Annotated in this window: 11 protein-coding genes and 2 pseudogenes; 1 reads left to right on the top strand and 12 read right to left on the bottom strand. The window is 47.6% G+C overall.

Translation table 11 applies throughout. From position 1 onward, the window contains the following. Window positions 1–83 precede the first annotated feature (83 nt). Window positions 84–209 carry a hypothetical protein gene (locus KRX52_RS20965; protein WP_302850372.1) on the bottom strand — a complete coding sequence of 42 codons (126 nt, stop codon included), beginning with the start codon at window positions 207–209 and terminating at the stop codon, window positions 84–86. A 92-nt stretch (window positions 210–301) separates the two neighbouring features. Between KRX52_RS20965 and KRX52_RS11125 the strand changes: the two are divergent. Further along, a pseudogene (locus KRX52_RS11125) lies at window positions 302–481 on the top strand (IS3 family transposase); the annotation flags it as partial. A gap of 37 nt (window positions 482–518) precedes the next feature. Here KRX52_RS11125 and KRX52_RS11120 read toward each other — a convergent pair. The 11 genes and pseudogenes from KRX52_RS11120 to KRX52_RS21070 form a co-directional block, all read right to left on the bottom strand. After that, window positions 519–845 (bottom strand): hypothetical protein, encoded by a 327-nt coding sequence (locus KRX52_RS11120; RefSeq protein WP_217681798.1) that lies wholly within the window; start codon window positions 843–845, stop codon window positions 519–521. Between the two features lie 858 nt (window positions 846–1703). Next, entirely contained in the window at window positions 1704–3110 is a 1407-nt protein-coding gene (locus KRX52_RS11115) for an OmpP1/FadL family transporter (protein ID WP_254797523.1), read from the bottom strand. Between the two features lie 133 nt (window positions 3111–3243). Beyond that, on the bottom strand, window positions 3244–4350 hold the full coding sequence (locus KRX52_RS11110; RefSeq protein ID WP_217681797.1) for an NAD(P)-dependent alcohol dehydrogenase: 1107 nt from the start codon (window positions 4348–4350) through the stop codon (window positions 3244–3246). A 184-nt stretch (window positions 4351–4534) separates the two neighbouring features. Further along, window positions 4535–5584 carry a 2Fe-2S iron-sulfur cluster-binding protein gene (locus tag KRX52_RS11105; protein WP_217681796.1) on the bottom strand — a complete coding sequence of 350 codons (1050 nt, stop codon included), beginning with the start codon at window positions 5582–5584 and terminating at the stop codon, window positions 4535–4537. A 258-nt stretch (window positions 5585–5842) separates the two neighbouring features. Continuing rightward, window positions 5843–6925 (bottom strand): xylene monooxygenase subunit XylM, encoded by a 1083-nt coding sequence (gene xylM / locus KRX52_RS11100; protein WP_217681795.1) that lies wholly within the window; start codon window positions 6923–6925, stop codon window positions 5843–5845. A gap of 45 nt (window positions 6926–6970) precedes the next feature. Then, on the bottom strand, window positions 6971–8434 hold the full coding sequence (locus KRX52_RS11095) for a benzaldehyde dehydrogenase (protein WP_217681794.1): 1464 nt from the start codon (window positions 8432–8434) through the stop codon (window positions 6971–6973). Window positions 8435–8460: 26 nt separating this feature from the next. Continuing rightward, window positions 8461–9102, bottom strand: a complete 642-nt coding sequence (locus KRX52_RS20760) for a zinc-binding dehydrogenase (RefSeq protein ID WP_367890533.1) — start codon at window positions 9100–9102, stop codon at window positions 8461–8463. A 3-nt stretch (window positions 9103–9105) separates the two neighbouring features. Continuing rightward, window positions 9106–9507 (bottom strand): annotated as a pseudogene (locus tag KRX52_RS21075) (alcohol dehydrogenase catalytic domain-containing protein); the annotation flags it as partial. Between the two features lie 22 nt (window positions 9508–9529). Then, on the bottom strand, window positions 9530–10024 hold the full coding sequence (locus tag KRX52_RS11085) for an aromatic-ring-hydroxylating dioxygenase subunit beta (protein ID WP_217681792.1): 495 nt from the start codon (window positions 10022–10024) through the stop codon (window positions 9530–9532). A 2-nt stretch (window positions 10025–10026) separates the two neighbouring features. Further along, the gene (locus KRX52_RS11080) at window positions 10027–11346 is read right to left on the bottom strand and encodes an SRPBCC family protein (RefSeq protein WP_217681791.1); all 1320 of its coding nucleotides are present in this window, start codon (window positions 11344–11346) and stop codon (window positions 10027–10029) included. Between the two features lie 60 nt (window positions 11347–11406). Then, window positions 11407–11745: a non-heme iron oxygenase ferredoxin subunit gene (locus KRX52_RS21070; protein WP_217681801.1), complete on the bottom strand. Its 339-nt coding sequence runs from the start codon at window positions 11743–11745 to the stop codon at window positions 11407–11409. Window positions 11746–11751 lie beyond the last annotated feature (6 nt).

Below are 11751 nucleotides of genomic sequence, written 5' to 3'. Positions count from 1 at the left end.
GCGACTGCCGCACGCTTCCTCAGTAGCAGACTACGAAGCCCTGCTGCCGTGGAACTGCTCGTCAGAGATGCCACAGTAAACCGCTAACCCGCTGATGGGCAGGTGGGGTTTATGGATCGCATACGATCCATCTCGATCAGGAACAATTCCTTGCGGGTCTGCTTGCGCTTGCCGGCGTACTCGGCGTCGGCGAAGGTCATCTGCTTCATCGGAAAACTCGGCGGGTGGAATCCGCGTATTTTGCCAAAATCAGGAAGTCTTCTTCAGAATTTCCCTAAAGGTCGCCGAATGTGTTTCTTAGGAAGGCCGCCGCGTACTTTGCCAAGGAGTGCGGCTGAAGTACGCCTTCATCAAACAGCAATCCGCAGACTATTCGGTTCGCCGTCTGTGCCTGACTCTGAACGTGCATGCCAGTGGTTACTACGCCTGGCTGGCAGAGCCGAAGTCGGCGCGGGCCAAGGATGACCAGCGGGTGCTGGGCTTTAGAGGTGCCCAGTTGTAGCCGCATACGGGGCTGCTCAGTAGGCAGCAAAAAAAAGCACGATGACACCGACCATCGCCAAGCTTCCGTGCCCCATGATCGCCCACAGCGGTTTGGCCTGGCGGAACAGCATGCCAAAAAAAAGCGCCCCCCCTAAAAACGCAACGCTTAGCAGGCCCAGTGCCCAGACAGCGGCCTGTGGGAGCGCGACATCGGGCGGAGCGCTGTACAAGGCATAGCCCAGTGTTATGAGACCCGCCAAGCCAAGCCCACCATGCCCCAAGCCGAACCATGAGGGATAACGCACCTTCATTACCGACAGCAATCCGAAAAACAACCCGCCCGCAGCCGCCGCTACCAACATCCAAAAAGCCCACTGTATAAGTCCCATTATATTTATACTCAATAGATCTTATTAGAGAACGTCTGAATTAGCAAAGTAATTATAGCTGCTTCAGCCTCCGCCGAACTTGAAATTAGCGAGCCAATCGAAAATGATCAGATCACTCACTAATTTCGGTGCTTTTCACCCTTTGACAGCAACTTTCCACAACTATTCACCGCATCATAGACACACCTTTCTTGCATATTCCAGCAAATTCCGAAGCGCCATTCACAGGCTCGCCAGCACAAACAACGTCACAACTGAGCAGTGCTCGTCAGCAACTAACGGAAACACACCTTGAGTAGCTAAAATGTCACTTGAGCACGCGGAACGGATACTCGACTTTGGCACGCGCACCCAATCCCAGGCCTGCTCGATGTTGGGTCCGGCCATGTATAGAGCACAGCGTTTATCGAGCATATTGAAGGTGTTGTGACATTCCACTTCGCTTTACTATTTGTCCATGCGATGAAGCTAAGGCAGCATCCAAAACGTAAAACTAGGCAAACTTTCCGCCAAAACCGAAAAACCCGGATCGTCGCCCAGCAGCGTTAGCTTATTATCCATAGCCTCATGTCCCTAAGAAAAATATCGCAGACTCCAGCCATACAAGCCTACTTCGACCAGCCCGCTATGGATATCTGAACATAAAACGGGAAAATATAGTGAAGTGCACATAAATAAGAAAAAACTGAAGCCATTCACTATCTAGCCGAACAGCAGAACAAGTAGCTACAGCCTCGATAAAGTGGTGCTAGGAAGCATAATACGAATCAAACAGCGGCTTCCTAGCACAGCACTTAATTTTCAATACACCAACCTGGTTTAAATCCACTATCAGAATGAATAGATGTAGTTCAAGACAAAATTATCTTGTGCTATGGACGACCTAACAGGAGATGATGTGTTGTAAGGTGAACGGTTAGTCATACTACGCTCAAAGGCGTGTGAGTATGCGGCATCAAATCTGCTCGATTTAGAGAAATTATAGCTAAAGCCTAAGGAGGCATGCTTCTGTAAAACCGCTGGAATCAGGGCAAGCAACCCCTCATCATTAAATGGCTGAGTAGCCTGACGGTATCCTGCTCGCAGCGTAAGCTTCTGGGTCGCGGCATACGAAGCCCCAATTGCCACAATCGTTTGATCCTTGGCGTTCTGAGGTAATTTCAGATCAACACCCCCAGCGTCACTAGAAAAGCCCACGTCAATATCTTTCAAAGCATCCTTCCAGAAAACCCGAGATAAATCTAAAGCGAGCAAGAACCTGTCAGTTACATTATGGCTCAAGCCTACATCAAGCTTGGCAGGCGAGTTGAAATTTAAAAAACGAACCTCCCCACCAATAGGTACATTACCAAGTAAGCCATCCACGGCAGTGACAGTTCCTCGCCCCTTTAGATCGTTCATATGACTCTTGAACATGTAAGAAGCACCCAAGTTTGTTGTAGGCGTCACCTTATACAACAAACCTAACCTACCAGAGAAACCCCAACCATCTGCACCACTTGCAATTTCTTCGTTTTTGCTAACGCTCAGATGCACACCACGCGGATCAGGTAAAGCACTGATCAACCCAATTAAGGAGCCAGAAGCTCGTCCACTCTGAGCAAGGCTACCTAACTGATTCATTCCAAGCAAGTAATCAAGATTCAAACCAGTCCATTTTGCATCCAACGATCCTCCGATGGAAAAACGATCATTAACCTTGTAACTTACCGCAAGAGGTATGTCAAGAATAAACAATCGGCTCGCATTCTCAAAACCTGTATCAGCGCCAGCGGCATAACCCACTCCACCAACATCACCGCGCGACAAAAAACTTGACTTGCCATACTCGACCCCTACACCAGCTTGTGCAAACATACCCGCGCCAACAGTCCAGTTGGAAAATTTACGAGTAAAAGCAAACTGAGGGGCAACATACGGACCTCTATTATTAGAATGCGTGCTTGATGACACGCCTTCACCTGTAGTAACACTCGAAGCACTGATGTCAGTGGTAATCAAGTCGAACCCTAGCAACACTTCACCTGTCGCATCTGACAAATCCATTGTCGCCGGGTTAACCATCATTGACGCCGGACCGACATAATGAGCAACAGCGGTCCCTCCCATACCTCTCGAAATTGCACCAAAACCCTCAAGATACAAGCCATCTGTCGCTAACGCATAGAATGACGAAACACTCAAAAGCACGCCAACGATACTTCGGTAGAAAATTTTACACGCCATAGCCTTCACCATTTATTATTATTTACCCCCCCCCAAAAAAATAACTGTGAATGGGAGGAGGTTAAATGAATTGCAAGATGACTATCACATCGATCGTGCGAAAGCCGCGCATAACGACTGTGCACAAATCTATGTTTCTACTGTGCTATTTTGAGGAAATACGAATCACCGGCTTAAGTGTTACTCCCTTTTCCGAATCCTCAGCCGCCTGATTAATCTGATCAAATGAATAGAACTTTATCAATTTGTCGAACGGAAACTTCCCTTGACGATATAGCTCAACCAATCTTGGAATAAAGATATCCGAAACAGATTGCCCCTCAACGATACCTCGAAGCTTACGATTAAATAGTAAAAAATTAATGTCAACGGGAACCGTAGCCCCCATAGGTGGCGCACCTACAATACCTATCTCACCACCTATAGCGGAACTGAGAATCGCCTGCTCAAGAACGGAAGGCAAACCGCTTGTTTCGAGCACATATGGAGCACCACCAGCACAGATTTCTTTAATCCTCTCAACTGGATCAGAATTTGTTGCATTAATCACGTGCGTCGCCCCAAGCTCACTGGCCAATTTGAGGCGATTCTCTTTGACATCAACAACGATGATTGTCGTACAACCCGCCAGAACGGCACCCATAACAGCCGAAAGACCTACAGCCCCGGCACCAAAAATCGCAATAGATGAGCCTGCCGAAGGGTTGAGCGCGTTAAGGACGGAGCCTGCACCAGTTTGAATACCACAACCAAGGGGGCCAAGGAGCTCAAGCGGTACGTCCTTCGTAACCCTCACTGTGTTGCGTTCGTAAGCCAACGCATAGGTCGCAAAGGAAGATTGTCCAAAAAAACTAGCTCCTACTTCCGATCCATCGTGTCCATGAATGGTGCATTCGCCTGAAACCGAGCGTCCCATAAAATTAGGAACGAACGAATTGGCACAACTGGTTGGATCACCGGAAAAACATGCTTCACAACGTCCACAGGTATAAAAAGTCAAAACAACATGATCACCTGGCTGAACTTTTTTAACCGCCGGCCCTACTTTCTCAACTACACCAGCCCCCTCGTGCCCAAAAACCATCGGCAGCGGAACCGGATAATACTGATCACGACAAACGAGATCTGTATGACACAAACCGGTCGCAACCAGTCGAACTAGGATTTGATCTTCCGCAGGCTCATTAAGAATCACGTCCTCAAGAATGAACGGTCCTTTTTTTTGGCGTACAACTGCCGCTTTGATCTCCATTTCGAACTCCTCTTTAATTATCAAAAAGTTTTACTAAACATCAAGCACAAGAACCAAGCATTTCCTTATTATTCACTCGTCGCCGAACAACCGTCTTCCTTTATCCCGAAATATTCCTACACTTGAAAGTCATATTTAACCACAGCTCTTTCCAAAAAATTATTTTGTCTAAAAAACATCACCCTCATACTGGAGGTCGATTATAGAATCTATCAGCATATATATATTCGCGCGCTACACCCAGCCGAACAAGCTCGGACTCTGCCGCGTCAACCATAGGAGGAGGCCCACAGAGATATCCTTCACACATCTGTCCCTGCAAGAACTCCTGAAAATGCTCTGTTACCATGCCACGCCTGCCATTCCATGAAGAAGTTGCAGGTTCTTCGGAAAGCACCGGAATAAGCTCGAAACGACCACCCCACTCGCGCTGCAGCGCCTGTATTGCATCAAGACAATATAAATCACGCTGTTGCCGCGCGCCAAAAAATAAGAAGACATCACGCTCACGCTGAGCTCCCGTCATACTCTGCAAAATACATTTAATTGGCGCGAGCCCCGTCCCTCCGGCTACGCAAATCATCGCGGCCTCACTCTCATGTAAACCGAACTGACCATAGGGGCCTCGCAAGGTTAGTGTAGCCCCGGTTCGGTCATCACCAAATAACCAACCACTGAACACCCCTCCCGGAACGTGACGCACATGAAAACTTAAGAATCCTTTATCTTGGTGGGGCGAAGAAAAAGAATAGCTCCTCACTGTAGACAATTCTGAATTTTCAATATCTGCATACTGGCCAGGACAAAAAAGTATTTTTTTGTCCGTAACAACAGTTAGCTCAATTACATCATGCGCGAGGCTTTTCTGCCCGCTAATCAAGGCTCTTGTTTCTTTCGGAACAATCGCCAATCCGAGCTCTTTGTCCAGCTCAATTACCAGATCTCCCTTGGGTACAGACTGGCAACCCAAGCGATATCCGGATTGATAAAAGTCACCACTCAACCCCATAGCAGAAGATGCCAGCTCGCTTATTTTTCCAGAAACCAGCTTATATTTACATGCGCCACAAGTTCCAACCTTGCAATCGTGTGGAAAGGCTATGCCATTATGCAAGGCACTCTCGAGAATCGTTGTGCCTCGGGGCACATCAAATTCAACATCCTGTCCTTTAACCGAAACTCTTGACTCTTGAGGGCGCCTCAATAAACCTAAAATTTTCCCATAAAAATTCATGCAAAATCCCATCATTAAGCTGGCTATGGCGAGTTAAAAAAAACACCAAATATCATATTACGTAGCTTTTCCAGGAAAACTGATTTATATGTAAGCGGCCGTAAACAACATCTCTCCATAAGAGCACCTCTAAAAACGCACATTCAAACTGAGCCACATCGCCCAGATGGGTGGCAAGATGATCCGGAGCATTGGCTTGGCCCGGATAAGTCATTTACGGCCTAGATCAATTATACCTAAATATTAAGCTACTTAACGCTACTTAACCCACAGCGGCCATCCGGCCTTTTTATTTGATTCCATCGCTAACTCACGCTCACCTGGCGTCGCATAACGTTGATCCCAGTCCTTCAATTTTGGCATTGCAATAAATTTAAACCAAAGAGGCGGAATAAGGCCGAGAAGGAAACATACAAAAAGGGAAGGCATTTGAGGAGCCTCTCTTTCTGGACGAAGCTCGTAAAACCGAGTATAGCCATCAATGTGATGATTGATATGATTCGTTATCTCACAACCCAACGGACGCACAATCATCCCCATATGGTTCCACGCATGGTGTAGTTGGATAGGCTTACCGATTTCGCGCACCAATCCATAGTGCTGAAAGTAATTGAAAGCCTCGACGATCGCCTTCGCGCTGACCATTGAAATAATCGCCACCAAGCCTGCAGTCGTACCTCCGAAATAAGTCACAATGCCAGGCAGTGCGAGTAAGAGTACGACATATTGGTACATTCTGTTAGACAAATTCCATGGGGATTTTCCTTTTCTACGCAGGATTTCAGCCTCGATCTTTGCCGCATCTTTGATCGCACCAACAGTTGCAGTGACCACGAAACTGTAAATTGTCTGCCCACGGTATGGCGTATCGCTATCGAGCGGCGTATCAAGCTCAAGATGATGCGTCGTGACATGAGCAATATCTCGGTTTGGATCGCCATAAAAAGTAGCCAATAGCTGCGCCATTCTCCGCGGCAACCAGTGCCTCCGATGCATCAACTCATGTGAAACAGGAAGAGAAGGCACACCACTAAGCCAAGCCAAAGAAAGAATACACCCCAGAACTTGTACTGGCTCGCCAAGATCAATCCGCCCGCCATTGACTCCGACAATTAAAAAACCATATAGACTAATCATCAGTGGTAGCTGCAAATACTGAGTGAGGTCTGCAAGGAAAGGAATGACTTTTCTGACCCCAAAGTCTCTTGGCAGAGCGATATCGAGAACCATTAGCAATGGGAATGTCGCAGCCCCGAGCCATACCCAGTCCCCTCCATAGTAAAATCCAATGACACCACAAGCAGTGACAAGGGGAATCAGATAGTAACGAAGTGTGTCCATCTTATCTTCCTTATAATTGTAGAGAAAAAAATTGAAATTGTGTTTTTAGAAAGGGTAAACAGCCGTTTTATCAACCACGCTAATCCATTGAGACTGTGTAAATTCCTCAATACTTGCAGTTCCCCCAAAGCGGCCACCACTCCCGGAAGCACCCATCCCTCCGAAAGGAACATGAGGTTCACAATTAATCGGCTGATCATTGATATGCACCATACCGGTTTTTAGCCGGTTTGCGATCTTCATGCCAGTGGTCAATGATTTAGTATGAATAGACGCTGCCAAGCCATACTCTGAGCTATTGGCTAATTCTATCGCCTCATCAATACTGTCAAAAATAGTTATAGGAGCTACCGGGCCAAAGATTTCCGACTGAAAAATTTCCATATCCGGTTTTACATCCATTACCACTGTTGCTTGGTAGTAACGCCCCTCATATGCACCTCCTGCTAAGACCTTAGCACCGGCCCGCTCCGCAGACTCAACGAGCGCGTGAACGCGATCAACCTGTTTGTCATTGATAAGGGGGCCGAGATGCACTTGATCCGTGTTTGGATCCCCCACCACTAAGCTCTGTGCACGCTTAGCAAGTTTCGCTGCATATTCCTGAGCGATGTCGCGATGCACCAAATGCCGTCCCGCTGCCATGCAGACTTGCCCCTGATGAAAGAATGTCCCCCATGCCGCACAGCCGACGGCCCCATCAAGATCGGCGTCGGGCAGTACGATGTTTACATTGTTGCCCCCCAGTTCAAGCGAAACTTTTTTCAGCATCCTCCCGCATTTCTCTCCAATCGACCGGCCAACCTGGGTCGAACCGGTAAAGGAGATCATGTTGATTCCTGGATTCTCTACCATTGACTCTCCTACGTCGGCTCCACCAGGAAGAACATGAAGAACCCCTTCTGGTATACCAGCATCGGAAAAGATTTCAGCAATGAGTGCCCCCCCGATGACAGCAGTCTGAAGGTCAGCTTTTAAGACTACTGCGTTACCCAACACTAAGGCTGGTGCAACCGAACGCATTGCCAAGAAAAGCGGAAAATTCCAAGGGGCAATTACACCAACCACGCCAATTGGAACGCGCTGACAAAGATTCATGCGCCCAGAAACTGCCGATGGAAACAACGCACCATTAGGCAAAGAAGCCAAACCTACAGCTTGATGCATTTGCTCATAGGTAATTCCAGCCTCCCATAAGCCCTTCGGACGAATCGCGCCACATTCTCGGACGTTCCAATCGGCGAACTCATGTTCACGCTCCTTCAGTTTATCGGCAGCCTTGCGGACAATGGCGGCTCTTTCACTGAATGGCATTGCAGCCCATTCTTTCTGCGCTATCTTAGCTGCGCTCACAGCAACATCGACATCTTCGCGGTTAGCAACGCCCGTAATCCCAAGGATATCTCCATTGGACGGATCGACAACATTGGCAACCCCCCCCCGCGCCTCGACCCAAGTTGAACTAAATATCTTTCCGCCCCAGATTGGCTGCTCTTTTGTCTCATGCATAATTATTTCTCCTTATTTTCAGAAAATTAAACACATGAGCCATTTGGCTCAAACAGAATTTTCAACGATTGGCCGCTAATAGCCATTTCGAAGGCATCCTCGGTCGCCGTTAGTGGCAATCGATGCGATACGAGTGAAGATAAATCAACACGCCCTGTAGCGAGTAAGCTAGTTGAACGCTCCCATGTTTCAAAAAGACGCCGTCCGTGTAAGCCACGCACTACAAGACCTTTGAAAAGCCACTCCTCTAAGTTGAGTGAAATCCCATGAGAAGGAACACCCATTAATCGCAACTCGCCACCATGAGTTATTGATTTAATAGTCGCGGTCAACGCTGCAGCTTGCCCAGAATAGTCAATTGCAACATCCACCCCTCTCTCTCCGAGCAGCGAGCACACCGTGTCATGAACACTCTCATCAGTTGCGTCAATGCATACATCAGCCCCCAATTGAGCCGCAGCAGAGAGACGTAGTGGATGGACATCCGTCGCAATGACCTTACTTGCACCCAATGCTTTGGCCGCAGCAACGTTCATAAGTCCAATCGGCCCGCAACCAGAAATAAGAACATTCAATCCCGAAACCCCAGAACCTTCCAGACTCGCATGTACCGCAAGGCCAAAAGGTTCCATCATTGCCGCCTGTAGCGGCGAGACTTCCTGCGGCACCGGCCAACACACACTTTCCGGAACCACGACGAACGAAGCGAAGCCACCATCGAAGTCGACCCCTGGATAGCGCGTATGGGGGCACACATGCGCCCAGCCGCGACGACATGTATAGCAGACTCCACAAGGGAGATGACTCTCCAGACTAACCCGCATTCCGGGCCTTAGGCCTTTGACGTCAGATCCGACTTGCTCAACCACCCCGCTAACCTCATGACCAAGGATAGTCGGCAGATTCATCCGTCTCGCAAAGTCGCCCCATTTGTAAATCAGCAAGTCAGTACCGCAGATTCCAGCTGCTTCGACTTTTACCAACACGTCTGTATCATGAACCAATTCGGGGACAGGCACATCGTCAACGGATATACCTCCACGCTCTGCTTTAACCTTTCTTATCGCCAGCATTTTTCACCCGCCCACAAAAGAATCAGATGTTATATATATCTAATACGGTCGGAATCAAATCGTTCATTACAACAATCTTCTTATATTTGATAAGAAAATCACCAGCATCTTCTAGAATTCGGTAGTCGTAAGTTCCGTAAAAGGTAGTGGTTTCTCCATTCCTAAATGCGTGACTCACCCAGTTTGCGGTTACTTCATACCCTTCGAAGGCTTCAGCAATCTGAATATTACTAACTATATGACAAGTCCTAGGAAGCGGTGTCGATGCTGCTGACAATCCGGTTCTGATTCTAAATACACGATCTTCCAACCCACCACGACCACTATAAAACATCAGAGACATTTCGCTTTGGGGATCCGTTGTAGTTTCATACTCGGACTCCCATGCGGGCACCCAGAACTCAACATCCTCGGAAAACAGAGAAAGCCATTTATCCCAGTCTCGATCATCCAAGTAACGCAACTCCGAACAAACAAAGTCTTGTACACGAAAACGCGTTTCGAACGAAATGGCCATGATTATTCTCCTTTAAACCCCATTAACTCAAGCCACCTGAGATGTTGTGCCAAAAAAATCCCTTCATCTTCTATTTTCGAACCACTGCTTGCTGGACTAATACCCAATTCATTTGCGAGATCGTCAGGGCCTTTAATTTCTTGAGTCATACCCCTCGACATATCGCTCCAGCGAGCAACAGAATGCGCACGACATCCCTTCTGAACCTCTGAAAACTCAGTCAAGTCATCTGGAGTTGCCATTCCACTTGCATTAAAAAAATCTTCATATTGTCTAATGCGGTGCGCACGAGCCGCTGGCTCCTCTCCCTTAGGAGCAAAACAATAGATCGTTACCTCTGTTTTATCGACCGCAAGAGGGCGGAATACTCTGATCTGGCTACTAGTTTGGTCCATAAAAAAAACATTGGGATAAATGAGCAGATTTCTCAGCCTGCCGACAGCCCAATTCGCTTTAGCCTCGCCAATACGCGCCTTAAGCTCTTCTTTCATTGGATATAGCGGTCTATCCTGAGGGTTCGTCCAATCCGACCAGATAACTGTATGACCATTTCCCAAATCATAGTAACCTCCTCGCGCATTGGGGAGATCACCTACATTCATAACCTTAGTCTTTTGCCCCTTAGTATTGGAGTTCGCTCGATTTTGTAGCGTTTGAACGTAATTCCCATGAGTGGCTGCAACATGATAGCCATCAACACCATTCTCAGCCTGAAGCTTCCAATTGCCGTTGAAAGTATAGGTTGACACTCCCTTGAGAACTTCCAATCCATCAGGTGACTGTTCTACCAATATATCTACAAATGTCTTGGCATCCGCCAAATAATGATCTATCGCCTCTGCCTCCTCATTCAAGGTAACAAATATAAATCCCTTATAATTCGCAACCTTTAAACGTCTTAGCCCTAATTTCTTCTTATCAAAACCCTCAGGGTAGCCACCCTGCTCCTCATTCATTGTCGCCGTTAAAGAACCGTTGTCGTCAAATGCCCAGCCGTGGAAAGGGCATACAAAGTTCGCACGCGTGCCTTTTGAAACCCGGCAGAGCGTTGCCCCGCGGTGAGTACAAACATTTACAAAGGCGTTAATTTCCCCCTTCTTATTTCGATTGACAATCACGGGCACACGCCCAACCCAACGGGTTACAAATGATCGAGGCTTGGATATCTCGCTTTCGTGAGCTGCGTACACCCATATTTTTTCCCAAATTCGTGAGAATTCGAGTTCAAAGAGTTCAGGATTCGTAAATATTTCGCGACTGACCCGTCGCGGTCCAAATTCGGAGTGATCCAAAAATGGAAACTCATTATTTGAGATTGTCATTATTTTGCTCCTCAATAAACTAGCTGCAGGTTGATGATATATCGCCATGCTGCAGAAAAATTAGGCTTGCTCTAAATCAGCCCAAACAAAGCCATCAATAACCCGAACCTTATAAATTTTAATCGGCACGGAACAAGGATACTTACACGGCGCGCCACTGCGTATATCAAACGTTCCGCCATGGTACGGACAACTCACTTCTCCATTTGGGAAAACTTCCCCGTCACACAAGGATGCTTCGCCGTGAGTACAAGTATCATCGGTGACAAAGAACTCGGCCCCCAATCGAAACACAGCCAGGGGGGGAGCTCCATTTCGCTCAATCTTTGCACCAAAATCTTCTTCTACCTCGTCACACGAAATAAGTTTTACCCAGATCTCTTTTTCGGCACACCCCATAAATTT

This window comes from Geopseudomonas aromaticivorans, assembly GCF_019097855.1.
In the GTDB taxonomy this organism is placed as follows: Bacteria; Pseudomonadota; Gammaproteobacteria; order Pseudomonadales; family Pseudomonadaceae; genus Geopseudomonas; species Geopseudomonas aromaticivorans.
Note: the sequence above shows the minus strand (reverse complement) of the source record. Positions and strands in the feature narration are given on the sequence as shown.